Raw genomic sequence first — 18,796 nt, 5'->3', positions numbered from 1 at the left:
TTTATTTAGCTAGCTTTATCATCTTAACGTGATGTTATTTTGCCTCACAGAATTCCCCGCCGGTTTTTTTGTTCTGAAAAGTTGCTCCTGCTCCCACTTTCCTGTTCTGTCGGTTTGCCAAATGTAAATGTTTGGTTAACAATGATGGGATCAGGTCAGACCTGTTATTTATTACTCTTTAGTGAAAGCCACTTTTATTTATCAGGAGCGTTTATGAGTAAGCCATTACCGCTAGTGACGCGCCAGGGCGATCGCATTGCAATAGTCAGCGGCCTGCGCACTCCTTTTGCCAAACAGGCAACTGCTTATCATGGCGTACCGGCTGTAGACTTAGGCAAAATGGTCGTAAGCGAATTGATGGCCAGAAGTGGGGTTGCTCCTGAGTTAATCGATCAACTGGTGTTTGGCCAGGTGGTACAAATGCCTGAAGCGCCTAATATTGCCCGCGAAATTGTGTTAGGTACCGGTATGAGTGTTCACACTGACGCATACAGCGTCTCGCGTGCCTGTGCGACCAGCTTTCAGGCGGTAGCCAATGTAGCTGAAAGTATTATTGCCGGTTCAGTGACCGTCGCGATAGCCGGTGGCGCAGATTCTTCATCGGTGTTGCCTATCGGCGTGAGTAAAGCGCTGGCGCGAACCTTGGTCGATGTAAATAAAGCCCGAACTTTATCCCAACGGCTGACATTATTCAGCCGGCTGAAGCTGCGTGATCTGCTGCCGGTCGCTCCAGCAGTAGCAGAATATTCCACCGGTTTACGGATGGGAGACACCGCCGAGCAGATGGCAAAAACCTATGGGATAAGCCGTGAAGATCAAGATGCTTTAGCTCTGCGCTCCCACCAAATGGCGGCACAAGCTTGGCAGCAAGGGTTATTACATGATGAAGTGATGACCGCCTACATTCCGCCGTACCGAGATGCTATTTCTGAAGATAATAATATCCGCAACGATTCTACATTGGCGCAATACGCCAAATTGCGCCCAGCGTTTGATCGCCAACACGGCAGTGTCACTGCGGCGAACAGCACCCCGCTGACGGATGGGGCCGCTGCGGTCATGATGATGAGTGAGTCGAAAGCCAAAGCGTTGGGGCTACAGCCGCTGGGATATCTGCGCAGTTTTGCGTTTTCCGCCATTGATGTCTGGCAGGATATGCTGTTAGGGCCATCTTATGCCACGCCGTTGGCGCTGGATCGTGCCGGTATTACGCTGGCGGACTTGACCCTGATTGATATGCATGAAGCATTCGCGGCACAAACACTGGCAAACTTGAAAATGTTTGCCAGTGATACTTTTGCCCGTGAAAAATTGGGCCGCAATCATGCGATTGGTGAAGTTGATATGAGTAAATTCAACGTCTTGGGTGGCTCAATCGCTTATGGGCATCCTTTCGCCGCAACGGGGGCGCGGATGATTACCCAAACATTAAATGAATTGCGCCGTCGTGGTGGTGGATTAGGGCTAACCACCGCCTGCGCTGCCGGTGGCTTAGGTGCAGCGATGATTCTGGAGGTGGAGTAATGAGCCAGGAAGATATTATCCATAACAGTGATGATGTGCTTATGCCAAAGGCGATAGCGCCAGCGACGTCAGTATTTACCCTCAGTGTGCGGCCAGACAATATTGGTATTATCACCATTGATGTTGTGGGCGAAAAGGTAAATACCTTAAAGGCTGAATTTGCTGAACAAATCACCGAGATATTGCAACAAGCGCAGGCTTTATCCGGATTGCAGGGGCTGGTAATTATATCCGGCAAACCAGACTCATTTGTTGCTGGTGCGGATATCGCCATGATCGCCGCTTGCCATACGGCACAGGATGCTCGGGTATTGGCACAAAAAGGGCAAGCAACGCTGGCACAAATCGCGGCCTTTCCGGTGCCGGTGGTTGCTGCTATCCACGGTGCTTGTTTGGGCGGGGGGCTGGAATTGGCTCTGGCTTGTCATAGCCGAATTTGTTCTCTGGATGATAAAACGGTGCTTGGATTGCCGGAAGTGCAGCTTGGCTTACTTCCCGGTTCGGGGGGAACGCAACGTTTGCCACGTTTGATTGGCGTCAGCAAGGCGCTGGATATGATACTGACCGGCAGGCAGGTTCGCGCGCGTCAGGCACTTAAAATGGGGCTGGTGGATGATATCGTGCCACTGGATATCTTATTGGATGTCGCTATCGCACGCGCCAAGGCTGGCTGGCTTGACCGCCCAACACTGCCGTGGCAAGAGCGTTTGCTCAGTGGCCCGCTGGGTAAGGCAATATTATTTAACGTGGTGCGTAAGAAGACACGGGCGAAGACCAAAGGTCATTATCCTGCAACTGAATACATTATTGATGTGATACGCAAAGGCCTGGATCATGGCGGCCCGAGCGGTTATGAAGCTGAGGCCAGAGCATTTGGTGATTTGGCGATGTCCCCTCAATCTGCCGCATTGCGCAGTTTGTTCTTTGCCACCACCTCGCTGAAAAAAGAGACGGGGGGGGCGGCACAACCTCGTGTTATCCATCGTGTTGGCGTCTTAGGCGGCGGTCTGATGGGTGGCGGTATTGCCAATGTAACCGCTACCCGTGCGGGTTTGCCGGTGCGAATTAAAGATATCAACCCACAGGGGATCAATCTGGCGTTGAAATATACCTGGGATGCGCTGGGTAAACGGGTGCGCAGTAAGAGAATGCGCCCGGCAGAGCGGCAGCGCCAGATGATGCTGATTTCCGGTACTACCGATTATTGTGGTTTTGATAATGTGGATATTGTTGTTGAAGCGGTATTTGAAGATTTAGCATTGAAGCAGCAAATGGTTGCCGATATCGAGCGTGTCGGTGCACCACACACTATTTTTGCCTCCAATACGTCCTCGTTACCCATCAGCCAGATAGCCGCACAAGCGCAGCGGCCAGAGCAGGTCATTGGTCTGCACTACTTTAGCCCGGTAGATAAGATGCCACTGGTAGAGGTTATTCCTCATGAGAAAACCAGTGAAGAAACTATTGCTACTACAGTCGCTTTGGCTCGAAAACAGGGTAAAACAGCCATTGTGGTAGCTGATCGTGCCGGGTTCTATGTAAACCGTATTTTGGCTCCTTATATCAATGAAGCCGCGCGCTGTTTGCTAGACGGCGAGCCTATCGATTCCATCGATAAAGCGTTGGTGGACTTTGGTTTCCCGGTTGGCCCGCTTACGCTGCTTGATGAAGTGGGAATTGATGTCGGGACCAAAATTATGCCTATCTTGGTTGAGCAATTAGGGCCACGTTTTGCAGCTCCGCCCTCTTTTGAGGTGATCTTGAAGGATGGGCGCAAAGGGCGGAAAAATGGCCGTGGTTTTTATTTATATCCAAAAGCGGTATATCCAACTACGCAAACCAAAGGCTTTACGTGGAAGAGACGCCCGCCAAAACAGGTGGATGTAAGTGTTTACACTCTTCTGGGCATCACCCCGAAGGCTCATCTCGAAGCCACGGTGATTGCACAGCGTTGTACCATGATGATGTTGAACGAAGCTGTGCGCTGTCTGGATGAGTCTATTATTCGTAACCCGCGAGATGGGGATATCGGCGCGGTGTTCGGTATTGGCTTCCCGCCGTTCCTCGGCGGCCCTTTCCGTTATCTGGATAGCCTGGGGGCGGAGAAGGTGGTAAAAACGCTTCAGTTATTGACGCAGCAGTATGGCGAGCGTTTTGAGCCTTGCCAGCGGTTGGTGACAATGGCGCAGCAGCAGCAGCTATTTTATCCACAGGAAACGGCACCAGCAGAATAGACAATTTAGGTCACTTATTGAGTAATTTGATGACTAACGTTAAGTGGCCGAACGTCTATAATTAAGAGTGTGAGCAGGATCACCACCTGTAATTCTTAGCGCTAAGGTGGCTGTACACACGGGGCAACCCGCGCTACCTTAGCCTGAATAACGCGAAGTAACCATTTGTGTGAAAATGAATTAAAAGCCATTTATTGTTAAGGTTATAGAGTTTAGATTAAGCTGTTGACAAGGTTATTATGTAACCAGTTAGGGTTGGCTGCTGGTTTACCGGAGTAAAAAACAGCCATTTTCTTTACGTTAAGTTTCAGGCAAAATGCCCGGCCGCCATAGAGAGACGGCGCGATATCGTTATGAAGTTTCTTTGCTCTTGGGCAAAGGTTTCGGCGATACAGCACGCGAAGCGTTTCTGTATAGCGTTATTTTGTTAACAAAAACGGTGCAATATGCAAGTTTTCATTATGCGTCACGGTGACGCGGCCCTTGATGCAGCAAGTGACGCTCAACGGCCTCTAACTCTGTGTGGTCAGGATGAATCACGTCAGATAGCCTGCTGGCTAAACGATCAGTCTGTGGATGTAGAACAGATTCTGGTCAGCCCTTATTTGCGCGCAGGGCAGACATTGGATGTGGTGCGTGAAGTGATGGTTCTGCCACAAGAGCAGGAAGTCATGCCAGAGTTAACGCCGGGTGGGGATGCGGCTTTTATTTGTTCCTATTTGCAGGTGTTGGCAAAAGAAGATTGCGCTTCAGTGTTGATAATCTCGCACTTGCCGCTGGTTGGGTATCTGGTTTCAGAACTTTGCCCAGATCAGTGTCCGCCGATGTTTGCTACCTCGGCTATCGCCTGTGTTGACCTGAATGGTGATACCGGAAGAGGTACGTTCGATTGGCAAGTCAGCCCGTCACAATTGATGGCCAAGGCATGTCACGGCTAACATGGTATTAATCAATGTTCAAATGGCGCGGCATCTCTGTCGCGCTTTTGGTTTTCCGCCAAACGCTATTTTGTGTAACCTGCTGATATTGACTACTGCGCCAACTCAATTAATACCAAGAGTGCCGCCGTTCCACCCCACTCTTTAGGCGCCTGATGGAATGCCAGTACATCGGGATGTTGCGCCAGCCACAGCGGTGTTTGCTGTTTCAGAACATGCTTGCCATGACCATGCATGACGCAGGCACAATGCACATGTTCACGTTTGCATGCCGCAATTAATGCGCCCAGCTCTTGCTTGGCCTGTTTTTGTGTTAATCCGTGTAAATCCAAAAACATATCAGGTGGGTAGTCGCCACGGCGTAATTTTTTTACTTCAAAATGGTCAACGCCAGGTCGTACATAGCGCGTCGGGCCTTCGTTATCGAGTTGCGGTTGAAATTCATCAGAAAAATAATAGCTGGCATCAACCTGTTCTTGCAGCAATCGTTCAGGGGCAATTCTCTTCCCTAATTTGGGGGGCTCCCGGTGCAGAATGGTGTCTTGTTTGAGCTTTTTTGTCCCGGCTATTGATTCTTTAAATAGCTGTAACTCATCAGTCGTCAGGTGATATTTATTTTTCATTATCGATTCATTGTACTTATGCAATTACCTCAGTTTACCTGTTGAGAGTCATCTGTCTAAATAAATGTGGATATAGAGTTGGCGGCTTCAAGGCGTATTTTATTATTCGGTTATCATTCAACTGATCTATTGCTGCTGATTTGTCGCGGGCTTCATGGCAAACTAGGGCATAAATAGTGAATTTACGCTCGTAATGATGTTACATACAGTAGCTGGAGAATACCTTGGACAAAATTTTCGTCGATGAAGCAGTCAATGAGCTGCACACCATTCAGGATATGCTGCGCTGGACAGTGAGTCGTTTTAATGCCGCCAACATTTTCTATGGTCACGGCACGGATAATCCGTGGGACGAAGCCGTACAACTGGTTTTCCCAAGTCTGTTTTTGCCGATAGATATTCCAGAGGAAATACGCAGTGCGCGCCTGACCTCCAGTGAGCGTCACCGCATTGTTGAGCGAGTTATTCGCCGAGTCAACGAGCGCATTCCGGTAGCTTACCTGACTAACAAAGCCTGGTTCTGTGGCATGGAATATTATGTTGATGAGCGCGTTCTGGTGCCGCGCTCACCGATCAGTGAACTGATCAATAACCGCTTTGATGGGCTGATTCGCCATCAACCTAAACATATTCTGGATATGTGCACCGGCAGCGGATGCATTGCCATTGCTTGCGCCTATGCTTTCCCTGACGCGGAAGTGGATGCCGTGGATATCTCCAATGACGTGTTGGCAGTAACCGAACACAACATCCAGCAGCACGCGATGGAGCATCAAGTCACGCCGATTCGCTCTGACTTGTTCCGCGATTTACCGCCGATTAAATATGATTTGATTGTCACCAACCCCCCGTACGTCGATGCTGAAGATATGGCCGATTTACCGCAAGAGTTCCGTTTCGAACCTGAACTCGGGCTGGCGGCGGGCAGCGACGGCTTAAAACTGGCGCGTCGTATTCTGGCTTGTGCGCCGGACTTTTTGCAAGATGATGGCGTGCTGATTTGTGAAGTGGGCAACAGCATGGTGCATTTGATGGATCAATATCCAGATGTGCCGTTCACCTGGCTGGAGTTTGACAATGGCGGTGATGGCGTATTTATGCTAACTAAACAGCAACTAATTGATTGTGCGCCACATTTCACTATGTATCGCGACTAACTGAATGTGTTAATACCCCCATCGTCTTCAAGGCGCAGGAGAGGCTGCCCTCGCTCGACGTCGTTGGGGTATATTAACCACAATTTTTGACTTAAAGGAGCTGTGATGGCTGGGAACAGTATTGGGCAGTTTTTCCGCGTCACCACTTTTGGTGAATCTCACGGCATCGCCTTGGGGTGTATTATTGATGGTGTACCACCGGGTATTCCGATCACTGAAGCCGATATCCAGTTGGATCTCGATCGACGTCGTCCGGGCACATCACGCTATACCACGCAACGCCGCGAACCGGATCAGGTGCGTATTCTATCCGGTGTGTTTGACGGAGTTACCACCGGTACCAGTATCGGCTTGATGATTGAAAATACGGATCAACGTTCGCAAGATTACAGCGCCATTAAAGATGTGTTCCGTCCGGGCCACGCTGATTATACCTATGAGCAAAAATACGGTATGCGCGATTACCGTGGTGGTGGCCGTTCTTCCGCCCGTGAAACGGCGATGCGCGTCGCGGCGGGGGCAATTGCTAAAAAGTATCTGGCACAGAAGTTTGGCGTGCAGGTACGCGGTTATCTGGCACAAATCGGCGATATTAGCTGTGATTTACTTGACTGGGATTTGGTCGAACAGAACCCATTCTTCTGCCCGGATCAGAGCAAGCTGGAGCCGCTCGATGCCTTAATGCGCGAGCTGAAAAAGGCCGGTGACTCTATCGGAGCCAAGATTACGGTGGTTGCGGAAAACGTGCCAGTTGGTTTGGGTGAGCCGGTGTTCGATCGTCTGGATGCGGACTTGGCTCATGCGCTGATGAGTATCAATGCGGTGAAAGGCGTTGAAATTGGTGATGGTTTTGCTGTGGTGACCAAACGTGGCAGTGAAAACCGTGATGAAATTACGCCGCAAGGCTTCCAGAGTAACCATGCGGGGGGGATTTTAGGCGGGATCAGCAGCGGGCAACCGGTCGTTGCTCACATCGCGTTGAAGCCGACATCCAGTATTATGGTGCCGGGGCAAACCATTAACCGGCAGGGTGAAGCCGTCGAGATGGTCACCCGTGGTCGCCATGATCCTTGTGTTGGCATCCGTGCCGTGCCTATCGCTGAGGCGATGATGGCTATCGTGTTAATGGATCATCTGCTACGCCAGCGTGCGCAATGCGGTGATGTGATTTCAGACGTTCCTCGCTGGTAGGCGCAATGAAAAAATGGATTGCAGTGCCGTGGTTGGCGCTGGTAGGTGCCGTTGTGCTTACTGGCACGGCAATAGCAGCGACGCCCTGGCAACAGATTACGCACCCGGTGGCAGGTGCTGCGCAGTCGATTGGTGGTTTTGCCAATGGATGTGTAATAGGTGCATTGCCGTTACCGCTTGAGTCGGCAGATTATCAGGTCATGCGGCCAGATCAACGTCGCTATTTCGGCCATCCCGATTTACTGAATTTTATCCATCGTTTGAGTGCGCAAGCGGATAAACATCAGTTGGGTACTGTGCTGATTGGTGATATGGCAATGCCCGCTGGTGGGCGTTTTAGCAGTGGTCATGCCAGCCATCAGTCTGGTCTGGATGTTGATATCTGGCTGCAACTGCCACAACAACGCTGGAGTCAGCAACAATTGCTGAAACCTCAACCGATTGATTTGGTTGCCAGCGACGGTAAACGAGTCGTGCCTGCGCTATGGCAACCGCAAGTTGAGAGTCTGATTAAGCTGGCGGCTAAAGATAATGAAGTGACACGGATTTTTGTCAATCCGGCGATTAAAAAACAGTTGTGTCTGGATGCTGGAACTGATCGCAATTGGTTACACAAAGTGCGGCCTTGGTTCGGTCATCGTGCTCATATGCATGTAAGATTACGCTGCCCGGCAGATAGCCTGGAGTGCCTGGATCAAGACACCCCACCACCGGGTGATGGTTGCGGTGCGGAACTAGAAAGCTGGTTCCAGCCACATCAATCAAGTGCTAAACCGGGTAAAACCTTACCCCCTCCATTGCCGCCTTCATGTCAGGCTTTGTTGGATAACCATTTCGCTGCGGAATAAATCATGGATTGGTTTGCGCTGGGCCCGGCAGTTCTGGGAATATTATTTTTAGTCGCTATATTGGCCGGGTTTATTGATTCAATTGCGGGTGGCGGCGGCTTGCTTACCGTCCCGGCATTGCTGGCGATAGGGTTACCGCCTGCTCAGGTATTGGCGACCAACAAATTACAATCCGTCGGCGGGTCTTTCTCTGCCAGCCTCTATTTTATTCGCCGTGGAGCGGTTAATTTAAAAGAGCAAAAGCTGACTATAGCGCTGACCGTGGTTGGCTCAATGTTGGGCGCGATTTTAGTTCAGCATATGCGGGCTGATATTCTGCGGCAAATATTGCCGCTGCTGGTGATAGGGATTGGTGTCTATTTTCTGGTTACGCCAAAGTTGGGTGAAGCTGACCAACAGCGCCGTTTATCTGCATTACCCTTCGCCTTAATTGCCGGTGGTGGCGTCGGGTTTTATGATGGCTTTTTTGGCCCCGGAGCCGGTTCCTTCTACGCGCTGGCATTTGTTACCTTGTGCGGTTTTAATCTGGCGAAATCCACCGCTCATGCCAAAGTGCTCAATTTTACCTCCAATGTCGGTAGCCTGATATTTTTTATTGTTGGCGGCAAAGTGGTGTGGAGTATCGGGCTGGTGATGCTGGTTGGTCAGGTGCTGGGCGCACGCCTTGGCGCACATATGGTATTGACCAAGGGGCAAAAATTGATCCGCCCAATGATCGTCGTGGTTTCATTTGTAATGAGCTGCAAGCTGTTATACGACAGCCACGGTAGCGAGATCTCCTCCTGGCTGGGACTACACGTTTTCGCATAACTTAAGGCATCAGCTATAGCGGTACGTTTGAGTACCACTGCTGATGCCACCTCTTACGGATCAGAGCATGACTCACGACTATCAGCAATTAATCGATATTTTTAATACCTGTTTCAGCGATAAATATAATACGCAATTGGTGAAAGGCGACGATGAACCCATCTATCTCCCCGCCGATGCTGAATTTCCTTATCATCGCGTGATTTTTGCTCATGGCTACTATGCCAGTGGAATGCATGAAATATCCCATTGGTGTATTGCCGGTGAAGAACGGCGCAAGTTGGTGGATTTTGGCTACTGGTATTGCCCGGACGGGCGTGATGCTTTAACCCAGAGCCAATTTGAAGCGGTAGAAATCAAGCCACAAGCATTGGAGTGGATGTTTTGTGTCGCTGCCGGTTTTCCCTTCAATGTCAGTTGTGACAACCTTGAAGGCGATTGCGAGCCAGACCGCATAACATTCCAGCGGAAAGTACGCGAACAGGTGCTTTGGTATCTGGAAAATGGCATATCCCCACGACCCGCAGGCTTTATTCAGGCACTGCAATCGTTTTACAATACGCCACCGTTGGCACCCGCGCTTTTCCCTTACCCGGAAGACCTGCTTTAAAACTATCCTTGGTACTTGAAGCCGCAGGGGGTTCTTGCAGCCTACCTGCAACGCCAATGACTTCGGATAGAAAATGAATATATTGAGGAAATGATGATCGCAGAGTTCGAAACGCATATTTTAGCGCAGATAGACGACATGGTAGAGCACGCCAGTGATGATGATTTGTTTGCCGGTGGCTACCTGCGCGGGCATCTGACTCTGGCGGTTGCTGAGTCTGAAGAGTTTGGTGAACACACCGCCGAGCAGCTACATGCCAGAGTGCAGACCAGCCTGGATAAAGCCATCAAAGCCGGTGAGCTTTCCCCTCCGGATCAGATTTTGGTTTTGGGGTTGTGGGATCGTTTACTTGAGCAAGCCCAAAATCCCCTTTGTCCTTGAAGCCACAGAGATACTCGCTGCGGCTCCAACGACTTTGGGCATTGACTTCGTCATTGAGCCGCAGAAAAAATAGTGCGCAGTCGCTCCGTTAGTCTCCGGATAAGGATATACCGGAGCGCTGTTGCACCGGCCTGCCTTTCAGTAATTTTCTAACCCAAAATCGGTTTGGGTTCAATGCAGCCAGCGTTTTTGCATCCAATGGTAGCGGTTCGCCAAACATTTGCGCCGCCAAAATCTCTGCGACTAACGGCGCACTGCACAAGCCTCGTGATCCTAATGCTCCAACCATAAACAATTCCGGCCACACCGGAGCTGGCATTATTTCATCACTACGCTGAATTTTACCGGGTAAATCCTGATATTGCGTCAGCGTCTTAGCATAATCTGGCACCGCACCGACCATCGGCAAATGATCGCGGATCGCACAGCGCACCCCACAACGGGCCTGGTTATCGCTGATATCCACTTGTTGCGGCCAACTGACCTGTGGCAGGCAGCGTAGTAGCCGCTGTTTGTTCTCCTGCTGTTCGGCGGCTCGGAAATCAGTAGCGGTATCGCCACGTTGATAGCTGGCACCGATGCAGTGATGTTGATTGGCGGGGTTCACCGGTGTTAGATAACCGTCATAACACAGCACTTGCCGTAACGGGCTAAGTTGTGGCGTGGTAGGAATATGTGAGACTTGCCCGCGCACCGCTGACAGCGGCAGATGCTGAGTTTGTTCCCATTCAGGCAAACGATGACCGGTGGCAAGTATGACCGTAGCATGGTGTTTGTCCCCCACGGGCTGCTGGAAACAGAGCTGCCACCGCTCGTTAACCCGGTCTAGCTGATGCAGTTCATGCTGATAATGGCAAATCATGCCATTGCGTTGCGCCAGTGCTATCAATGCCGTGGTGAGGTCTGAAGGGCAGAGCCAGCCACCTGCCGGATAATGGATGCCATCGTGGGCGCAATCTAGCCCGGCCAGCGCACTAAGTTGCTCACGGCTCATTGCTTGAGCAAGTTGTTCCGGCCATTGGATTTGCAGCATTTTGGCAATCTTATTGCGGCTTTTTTCATCAAAGGCTAATTGGCTGACACCACACCATTGATGGTCAAAGGCGATATCCTGCGCGAGCAGATAGTCATACTGGCGGCGAGCAAAGGTAAAGGCGTGGGTGAAAAAAATCTCCAATGCATCATTCTTGCCGTTCAGCAGCGGGTAGAGCGCGCCCTGACGATTACCTGATGCTCCCTGTGCTGGCAGTGTGTCGGCGCAGTAGAGCGTGATTTGAGCACCACGACGCTGCAATGCCAGTGCTGTCAACGCACTGACAATACCACCGCCGACAATGGCGATATCATCGCAGCGGCTTGCTGATGGGCGGTGATACCAAGGCGCAGACTGTGCGGTGACACGCGGTGACACAGGATTATCTGTGGGTAAGGTGCCGGTCAGCATTTCGCGTTTTTGACCAAAACCTTTGACTTTAGCGACGTTAAATCCAGCCTGCTGTAAGCCTCGGCGGACAAAGCCTGCGGCGGTAAATGTGGCAAAAGTCCCGCCCGGCCGGGCCATCTGTGCCATTGCGCTGAATAACGTCTCATTCCACATATCCGGGTTTTTAGATGGCGCAAATCCATCCAGAAACCAGGCATCAACTTGATTATTCAAACTGGCATCCCGATCTGGCAGCAGGGCATTAATATCGCCAAACCATAAATCTAACGTGATGGCCCCCTCAGCCAGCAGCAGGCGATGGCATCCCGCGAGAGGAAGTGGCCAGTGTGCTCGCAGTTGTTCCGCATAGCAGGCCACTTCAGGTACGCCGGCATGGGTGGCAGCTAAATCTGCTAATTGAAGAGGGTATTTTTCATAGCTGATATAGTGCAACCGTTGGAGTTTAGCTGCGGGCTGCTGCCGCTTAAACTGAGCAAAGTCGCGCCATAATGTCAGAAAATTCAATCCAGTACCGAAACCCGTTTCGGCAAAAATGCAGACTTCCCGTGGATGAACGGCAAAACGTTCGGGAAAACCATTCCCTTTGAGAAAAACGTGATGGGTTTCTTCCAGGCCGTCCTCATTAGAGAAATAGATATCACCAAACTGTTCCGATACAGGTGTACCCTGTTCATTCCAGCTTAGTATTGCCGTTTGGATTGGGCGTTGGTTCACGTTGAAAGACTCGTATCTCAAGGGGTGGAGCGATTCTAACTATGTGGCCTGCTGGGTGCAAATCGTAAAATTTTCTGGCTATATTACGCTGATCGGACTTGTTCGGCGTACAAGTGTACGCTAAAGTGCGTTGCAAAATCCCGAATGTAAAATTAGTGGAAGAGGTATTTAATGAAGCGTGCAGTCATTACTGGCTTGGGTATTGTTTCCAGCATTGGTAATAACCAGCAGGAAGTTCTGGCATCTTTGCGGAAAGGCCGCTCAGGTATTACTTTCTCTCAGGAATTTAAAGACGCAGGTATGCGCAGTCATGTCTGGGGCGCTGTTAAGCTCGAGTCCGAGCCTAAAGATCTCATTGACCGCAAAGTGCTGCGTTTTATGAGCGACGCCTCAATTTATGCTTATCTTGCCATGCAGGAAGCGATTGCTGACTCTAAATTGACCGAAGAGCAAATTTCTAATTTCCGCAGTGGGCTGGTCGTCGGTTCAGGTGGTGGTTCACCACGTAACCAGGTTGCCGGCTCTGATGCCATGCGTACCCCGCGCGGTCTGAAAGGCGTTGGCCCGTATATGGTCACTAAAGCGATGGCATCCGGTGTGTCTGCTTGCCTGGCTACCCCGTTCAAAATCAAAGGGGTGAACTACTCCATCAGTTCTGCCTGTGCAACTTCAGCTCACTGTATTGGCCACGCGGTGGAATTGATCCAACTGGGCAAACAGGATGTAGTATTTGCTGGCGGCGGTGAAGAGCTGTGCTGGGAGATGTCCTGCGAGTTTGATGCAATGGGTGCATTGTCGACTAAATACAACGACACCCCAGAGAAAGCCTCCCGTACTTATGATCAAGACCGTGATGGTTTCGTCATCGCGGGCGGCGGCGGTATGGTGGTGGTAGAAGAGCTGGAACATGCCCTGGCACGCGGCGCGCACATTTATGCTGAAATTGTGGGCTACGGTGCCACTTCCGATGGCGCTGACATGGTTGCTCCATCAGGTGAAGGCGCAGTACGTTGCATGAAGATGGCAATGGAAGGCGTTGATACACCAATCGATTACATGAACGTACATGGCACTTCTACACCGGTAGGGGATGTGAAAGAGCTGGGTGCAATTCGTGAAGTGTTCGGCGATAACACTCCAGCAATTTCCTCGACTAAAGCGATGACTGGCCATTCACTGGGTGCTGCGGGTGTACATGAGGCTATCTACAGTTTGTTGATGGTCGAGCATGGTTTTATTGCGCCAAGCATCAATATCGATAATCTGGATGAGCAGGCGGCAGGGATGGATATCATCACTGAGCCAACCGAACGTGAGCTGACGACTGTTATGTCTAACAGCTTTGGTTTTGGTGGCACTAATGCCACATTGGTTATGCGCAAATACCCGAAGTAAGGTCAATCACAGTGATTTCTGTTGATTGAAACCGACAGTTAAGGCCCGCAAGAGATTGCGGGCCTTTTTACTGACTAAATTCACTAAATAGACGTCTCTGATTATAAGATAATCATGATTTTTTTATCCACTTCATCTTTTATATAAAAGAGCTATGGTTGATTACTTTTCTTATAAAAATATCTTATACTAAATAACTTAGGTTTATAACAGTATGGCAAGTAGGTAGTTGATTGCTAATGCATCAACTTGAATTTAATCTATCTCAACATTAGTTTGCTTTTCTTAAGCCATACTTGCAGTTATAAAATCCTTGCCTGCCTGAAAACGTTAATTCACTATATCATAACAATAATTAAACGAATCTGTTCTTTGCCATTTAATTTACCAACACAGCAGGGTAGTTCAATGAGCCATAATCAAAGTGATCAGAAGATTAAGATTACCGATTTAAGCGAGCGCGTTGTTCATGAAATTCTGGAAGTTATAAGTGATGGTATCTGGGATTGGAATGCTAACAGTGGGTTTGTTTACCGCAATAACGGTTGGTATGAAATGTTGGGATACCCCGCTCATGTGTTTGAAAATACAGTGCATACGTGGGAGAGAATCATCCATCCTGATGATTTTGAAAGAGTTATGTTCCAGTTCGATGCTTATATTAATAACCAAACCGAACGATACCAGATTGAATATCGTTGCCAAACACATGATGGCAATTATATTTGGATTGAAGATCGCGGTAAGGTGATTGAACGTAATAGTGATGGTTCAGTATCACGGATGATTGGTGCTCATCGGAATATTCATGACAGAAAGCATCTTCTGGAGAAATTGGAGTTAAAGAATAAATCGCTCGAAGCATTAGTAGAAGAGCGAACGGTAGAATTACGCGAAGCCAATCTCCGCTTACAGCAACAATTGAAAATCAAGAAAAATCTTTCAGAAACAGATGTATTAACATCGACAGCCAATCGCTATTTACTAGAGAAAGTGCTGAAGCATGAATATAACCGGGCTAAACGGTTTTGTCAGCCGTTGTCATTACTCTCACTGGACGTCGATAACTTTAAATCTATCAATGATAAGTATGGACACATCGTAGGTGACTTGGCGCTGACCCATATCGTTGATATTATTAGGAATAATATTAGAGAAGTTGATGTTTTAGGCCGTTGGGGAGGGGATGAATTTATGATTGTGTTACCTAATACGCAATTAGATGAAGCGAAAGCCATTGCTGAGAAAATCCGCAAACTTGTTGAAACCATACCAGTGGACAGCAATATCAATGTGACTATGAGTTTAGGTATTGTCGAATTACAACAAAACGAAAGTCAGGATCAATTACTTATCCGCGCAGATAAAATGCTCTATAACGCCAAAGCCGCAGGCAAGAATACTATCCGCGGCGAATGACGATTAGAGTTTTAGCGCATATTCGGCGGCAGCTCTGGCATGTATTGCGGTGGTATCAAACACCGGGAGCGAGGTATCATTTTCGTTTACTAACAATGTGATTTCAGTGCAACCAAAGATAATGCCTTGCACGCCTTGGTGTACTAATTCACCCATAATACGGCGATATTCATTACGCGAGGTTTCACTGATTATTCCTAAACAGAGTTCTTCATAAATAATACGGTTAATAATCTCACGATCGGTACTCTCTGGGGTTACCACCTCAATATGGTGCTTTTCCGTTAAGCGGCCACGATAAAAATCCTGCTCCATTGTGTAGCGGGTGCCTAATAAACCAATCTTGTTTATCTCTTGTTGCTTAATTTGTACCGCCGTAGCATCAGCTATATGCAATAAAGGCAAACCGCAGGCAGTTTCGATATCATCAGCTACTTTGTGCATGGTATTCGTACACACGACAATAACCTCTGCTCCAGCATGTTTTAATGAAACGGCGGCATCAGCCAACACTTGAGCCGCTGTATGCCAATCACCTTTAGCCTGAAGCTGTTCAATCTCATGAAAATCCACACTGTAGAGAATGATTTTTGCGCTATGTAACCCGCCAAGTTGTTCTTTAATCTGCTGGTTGATCACCCGGTAATAGGGGATGGTTGATTCCCAACTCATACCACCAATAAGGCCCAAAATTTTCATTAGTTTATTCCTGTACAAATACTCGTACTGATTGTGGATAAAAACTCAACTATGCAGAAACACTAAGATTTGTCGGCATAAGTAATGAGTAGAACTGTGACAAGACTCCAACTAAACCTATTATCTATAGCTATCATGTTTGTTGTAATAAATCTGTAGCAATCTGAAAATGTATTATTCTTCTATCTATTTTATACCATGATAATCAATATGATGACGGAGATTAGGATGATAAAAATAAATACGGCATATACCCTGACAGTATTAGCACTACTCTTACCAACCTCAACCAGTGTCCTTGCCCAAGATAAGAGTGACAACTATCAGCTTGAACAAGTATTAGTGATGAGCAGACATGGCATTCGAGCGCCTTTGGTAAATTATGGCGATATGCTTTCGAGTGCTACGCCGGATAAATGGCCACAGTGGACTACGCCCGGTGGCTATTTAACACCGAAAGGGGCAGAGCTTGAGGAGATGATGGGCGGGTATTTCCGCGAGTGGCTGGTTGATAGCAAATTACTGAAAGCAACGGGATGCCCGGTAACGAGCACCGTATTTACCTATGCGAATAGTTTGCCAAGAACCATCGATACAGCGCAGCATTTCTTATTTGGCGCATTCCCCGGCTGTAATGTTCCGGTGACTCATCAGAAAGAGATTGGCAAGATGGACCCGGTATTTAACCCAATAATCACATTGGATGTAACGCCAGAGTTTAAAGAGAGAGCGTTGGCATCTATTAATCAACATGCTGGGTCGGGTGGGGTGGAAGGTTTAAATAAACGTTTACAGCCTAATTATGATTTATTGTCCAGAGTACTGGATTACAAAAATTCTCCTGCTTGTCTGGTGGATAAAAAATGTGACTGGAGCACCCAGCCGACGAATATCGTCTTAGTGCAGAATAAAGAACCAGGGATCACCGGCCCATTGAGATTAGGCACGGGTGCCTCAGATGCCTTTATGCTGCAATATTACGAGGGCTTCCCGGTTAAAGATGTGGCATGGGGGCGAATTCAGACTCCAGAAGAGTGGCGTAAGTTAATCGATATCAAAAATCTCTACCACGAGACGTTATTCGGCTCACCGACTATCGCCGATAATGCCGCTGAAAAACTGGTGAGTTTCATTGGTGCTGCGCTGGACCCTATAGGTGAAAAAACGCCCAATGAATTAGCAGCACAAAAGGCGAAGTTGGCTGTATTAGTCGGTCATGATTCGAATATCGCTTCACTGCTGGCTGCACTCAAAACTAAAGAGTATCAACTGCCAGACCAATATGAGAGAACGCCAATCAGTGGCAAGGTGGTATTTGAACGCTGGAAAGATATTAAACAAAATAAAAATATGATGAAGATTGAATATATCTATCTCTCCACTGAGCAAATTCGTAATAAAACGCCACTGACACGGCAGAAACCAGCAAAACGTGTCACGCTGGAAATTGAAGGGTGCCCGATTGATGCGAAAGGATTTTGTTCAATGGATGATTTTAGAAAGGCGATGAAAAAGAATACTCAGATCTAGTTTGAAGTAACAGGCTCCCTATTTAGCCAGAAGCAGAGAATAGGGGCTGGCATAAAACAATAGGCTGCGCTAACGTGGCCTTCTTTGTCAGCCCTGCTATTTGTAGATTTTTTGATGACACTATTCGCAACTACTCATCGTGCAGTAAAAACTGTTTTCAGGCCTTTTTTGAAAGACCGCCTGCTGCATATTTTGTTGATTTTAGGCATTGTCCTAACGGTGTTAACGCCAACAAAAATTTTGGCATTTCCACAGTTTATTGATTGGACCACCATTGTTACGTTACTGGGGCTGATGCTACTGACAAAAGGTGTCGAGGTCAGTGGCTACTTTGATTTTATTGGTCGGAAGATTATTAATACATTACATACCGAACGGTATCTGGCGCTGTTTTTGGTATTGTCAGCAGCGCTATTGTCATCTTTTCTCACTAATGATGTGGCGCTGTTTATCCTAATTCCATTAATTTTAACGCTGAAAAAGATATCGTCGGTTCCTGTTTCTCGCTTGATTATTTTCTCTGCATTAGCCGTGAATGCAGGATCACTATTAACGCCAATTGGTAACCCGCAAAATATTTTGTTGTGGAGCCGCTCTGGATTGTCATTTATTGGTTTTACCCGCCAGATGGCACCTCTTGCAGGCGTGATTTTGTTGACACTGCTGGCCGTTACCTGGTTGAGCTTCCCTGCGCGAAAAATAGTTAAACAGGCGACAAGCCCACTTTACCCCTACCAATTCTCCTTATTGCTGAGTTGTCTGGCGCTTTATGTCATCTTTGTTATCAGCGTGGATCTGGGGTGGGCTGGCTATGGTTTGTTGCTGGTTTTTACCGGTTTGTTACTGCTGGCGCGGCGGGTATTGCTGGCTATCGACTGGAGCTTGATTGTCGTCTTTATAGCGATGTTTATTGATGTGCGATTACTGACTGAATTACCCGTCTTGCAATCGTTATTTGGCGAAGTTAAAATTCTTTCTATATCAGCAAGTTATGTGATGGTTATCGGTTTATCACAACTCATCAGTAATGTGCCAGCCACGATCTTATTACTCAATTATTTGCCATCCAGCGCGCTGGTAGCTTATGCGGTCAATATTGGTGGTTTTGGTTTTGCCTTGGGTTCAATGGCAAATCTGATTGCGCTAAGAATGGCCAATGAACCCGCAATCTGGTTGAAATTCCATGCTTACTCGCTGCCATTTCTGCTCTGGAGCGCGCTGGTAGGATGGGGCTTGTTATCGTAGCGACTGGCTCAAGAGGTGACCTGAGCCAGTTTGG

The 18,796-nt window shown here is 48.3% G+C and carries 16 protein-coding genes; 13 read left to right on the top strand and 3 right to left on the bottom strand.

Features of this window, described 5'->3' with window-relative positions:
• The first annotated feature begins 213 nt into the window (after positions 1-213).
• From fadI to sixA, 3 genes are all read left to right on the top strand, one after another.
• Positions 214-1,524 carry an acetyl-CoA C-acyltransferase FadI gene (gene fadI, locus AT01_RS06120; RefSeq protein ID WP_042546492.1) on the top strand — a complete coding sequence of 437 codons (1,311 nt, stop codon included), beginning with the start codon at positions 214-216 and terminating at the stop codon, positions 1,522-1,524.
• The gene (gene fadJ, locus AT01_RS06115; protein WP_042546491.1) at positions 1,524-3,758 is read left to right on the top strand and encodes a fatty acid oxidation complex subunit alpha FadJ; all 2,235 of its coding nucleotides are present in this window, start codon (positions 1,524-1,526) and stop codon (positions 3,756-3,758) included. Before fadI ends, fadJ begins: the two co-directional genes overlap by 1 nt.
• Positions 3,759-4,204: 446 nt before the next feature.
• On the top strand, positions 4,205-4,696 hold the full coding sequence (sixA, locus tag AT01_RS06110; RefSeq protein ID WP_004702883.1) for a phosphohistidine phosphatase SixA: 492 nt from the start codon (positions 4,205-4,207) through the stop codon (positions 4,694-4,696).
• A gap of 92 nt (positions 4,697-4,788) precedes the next feature.
• Here the strand turns inward: sixA and smrB are convergent, their stop codons facing one another.
• A complete protein-coding gene (gene smrB / locus AT01_RS06105; protein ID WP_042546490.1) occupies positions 4,789-5,319 on the bottom strand; it encodes an endonuclease SmrB in 531 nt (176 codons plus the stop codon).
• 224 nt (positions 5,320-5,543) lie between these two features.
• Here smrB and prmB point away from each other — a divergent pair, with 224 nt between their 5' ends.
• The 6 genes from prmB (at position 5,544) to AT01_RS06075 (ending at position 10,316) form a co-directional block, all read left to right on the top strand.
• Positions 5,544-6,476, top strand: coding sequence for a 50S ribosomal protein L3 N(5)-glutamine methyltransferase (gene prmB, locus AT01_RS06100; protein ID WP_042546489.1), 933 nt, complete (start codon positions 5,544-5,546; stop codon positions 6,474-6,476).
• Between the two features lie 105 nt (positions 6,477-6,581).
• Positions 6,582-7,667: a chorismate synthase gene (aroC, locus tag AT01_RS06095; protein WP_042546488.1), complete on the top strand. Its 1,086-nt coding sequence runs from the start codon at positions 6,582-6,584 to the stop codon at positions 7,665-7,667.
• 5 nt (positions 7,668-7,672) lie between these two features.
• Positions 7,673-8,515: a penicillin-insensitive murein endopeptidase gene (gene mepA / locus AT01_RS06090; RefSeq protein ID WP_042546487.1), complete on the top strand. Its 843-nt coding sequence runs from the start codon at positions 7,673-7,675 to the stop codon at positions 8,513-8,515.
• Positions 8,516-8,518: 3 nt separating this feature from the next.
• Entirely contained in the window at positions 8,519-9,325 is an 807-nt protein-coding gene (locus tag AT01_RS06085; RefSeq protein WP_042546486.1) for a sulfite exporter TauE/SafE family protein, read from the top strand.
• A gap of 67 nt (positions 9,326-9,392) precedes the next feature.
• Entirely contained in the window at positions 9,393-9,935 is a 543-nt protein-coding gene (locus tag AT01_RS06080) for an elongation factor P hydroxylase (protein ID WP_004702894.1), read from the top strand.
• 93 nt (positions 9,936-10,028) lie between these two features.
• Positions 10,029-10,316, top strand: a complete 288-nt coding sequence (locus AT01_RS06075) for a YfcL family protein (protein WP_042546485.1) — start codon at positions 10,029-10,031, stop codon at positions 10,314-10,316.
• Between the two features lie 88 nt (positions 10,317-10,404).
• Here AT01_RS06075 and mnmC read toward each other — a convergent pair whose 3' ends face one another.
• Positions 10,405-12,474: a bifunctional tRNA (5-methylaminomethyl-2-thiouridine)(34)-methyltransferase MnmD/FAD-dependent 5-carboxymethylaminomethyl-2-thiouridine(34) oxidoreductase MnmC gene (mnmC, locus tag AT01_RS06070; RefSeq protein ID WP_042546484.1), complete on the bottom strand. Its 2,070-nt coding sequence runs from the start codon at positions 12,472-12,474 to the stop codon at positions 10,405-10,407.
• 171 nt (positions 12,475-12,645) lie between these two features.
• Between mnmC and fabB the strand changes: the two genes are divergently transcribed.
• Positions 12,646-13,869, top strand: coding sequence for a beta-ketoacyl-ACP synthase I (gene fabB, locus AT01_RS06065; protein WP_004702898.1), 1,224 nt, complete (start codon positions 12,646-12,648; stop codon positions 13,867-13,869).
• A gap of 408 nt (positions 13,870-14,277) precedes the next feature.
• Positions 14,278-15,288: a sensor domain-containing diguanylate cyclase gene (locus AT01_RS06060; protein ID WP_042546483.1), complete on the top strand. Its 1,011-nt coding sequence runs from the start codon at positions 14,278-14,280 to the stop codon at positions 15,286-15,288.
• Positions 15,289-15,291: 3 nt separating this feature from the next.
• Here AT01_RS06060 and AT01_RS06055 read toward each other — a convergent pair whose 3' ends face one another.
• Positions 15,292-15,987 carry an aspartate/glutamate racemase family protein gene (locus AT01_RS06055; protein WP_042546482.1) on the bottom strand — a complete coding sequence of 232 codons (696 nt, stop codon included), beginning with the start codon at positions 15,985-15,987 and terminating at the stop codon, positions 15,292-15,294.
• Between the two features lie 228 nt (positions 15,988-16,215).
• On the opposite strand from AT01_RS06055, the gene agp reads away from it, so the two are divergent.
• Together agp and AT01_RS06045 are read left to right on the top strand one after the other, a co-directional pair.
• Positions 16,216-17,517: a bifunctional glucose-1-phosphatase/inositol phosphatase gene (gene agp, locus AT01_RS06050; protein ID WP_042546481.1), complete on the top strand. Its 1,302-nt coding sequence runs from the start codon at positions 16,216-16,218 to the stop codon at positions 17,515-17,517.
• Positions 17,518-17,631: 114 nt separating this feature from the next.
• Positions 17,632-18,762 carry an SLC13 family permease gene (locus AT01_RS06045; protein ID WP_042546480.1) on the top strand — a complete coding sequence of 377 codons (1,131 nt, stop codon included), beginning with the start codon at positions 17,632-17,634 and terminating at the stop codon, positions 18,760-18,762.
• Positions 18,763-18,796: the final 34 nt, after the last annotated feature.

This window comes from Yersinia aldovae 670-83 (assembly GCF_000834395.1).
Lineage (GTDB): Bacteria > Pseudomonadota > Gammaproteobacteria > Enterobacterales > Enterobacteriaceae > Yersinia > Yersinia aldovae.
This window is presented reverse-complemented; position numbering and strand designations above follow the sequence as displayed.

Coding starts and splice junctions, on each gene's coding strand:
- fadI (WP_042546492.1), top strand. CDS start 214: ATGAGTAAGCCATTACCGCTAGTGACGCGCCAGGGCGATCGCATTGCA.
- fadJ (WP_042546491.1), top strand. CDS start 1,524: ATGAGCCAGGAAGATATTATCCATAACAGTGATGATGTGCTTATGCCA.
- sixA (WP_004702883.1), top strand. CDS start 4,205: ATGCAAGTTTTCATTATGCGTCACGGTGACGCGGCCCTTGATGCAGCA.
- smrB (WP_042546490.1), bottom strand. CDS start 5,319: ATGAAAAATAAATATCACCTGACGACTGATGAGTTACAGCTATTTAAA.
- aroC (WP_042546488.1), top strand. CDS start 6,582: ATGGCTGGGAACAGTATTGGGCAGTTTTTCCGCGTCACCACTTTTGGT.
- mepA (WP_042546487.1), top strand. CDS start 7,673: ATGAAAAAATGGATTGCAGTGCCGTGGTTGGCGCTGGTAGGTGCCGTT.
- AT01_RS06085 (WP_042546486.1), top strand. CDS start 8,519: ATGGATTGGTTTGCGCTGGGCCCGGCAGTTCTGGGAATATTATTTTTA.
- AT01_RS06080 (WP_004702894.1), top strand. CDS start 9,393: ATGACTCACGACTATCAGCAATTAATCGATATTTTTAATACCTGTTTC.
- AT01_RS06075 (WP_042546485.1), top strand. CDS start 10,029: ATGATCGCAGAGTTCGAAACGCATATTTTAGCGCAGATAGACGACATG.
- fabB (WP_004702898.1), top strand. CDS start 12,646: ATGAAGCGTGCAGTCATTACTGGCTTGGGTATTGTTTCCAGCATTGGT.
- AT01_RS06060 (WP_042546483.1), top strand. CDS start 14,278: ATGAGCCATAATCAAAGTGATCAGAAGATTAAGATTACCGATTTAAGC.
- AT01_RS06055 (WP_042546482.1), bottom strand. CDS start 15,987: ATGAAAATTTTGGGCCTTATTGGTGGTATGAGTTGGGAATCAACCATC.
- agp (WP_042546481.1), top strand. CDS start 16,216: ATGATAAAAATAAATACGGCATATACCCTGACAGTATTAGCACTACTC.
- AT01_RS06045 (WP_042546480.1), top strand. CDS start 17,632: ATGACACTATTCGCAACTACTCATCGTGCAGTAAAAACTGTTTTCAGG.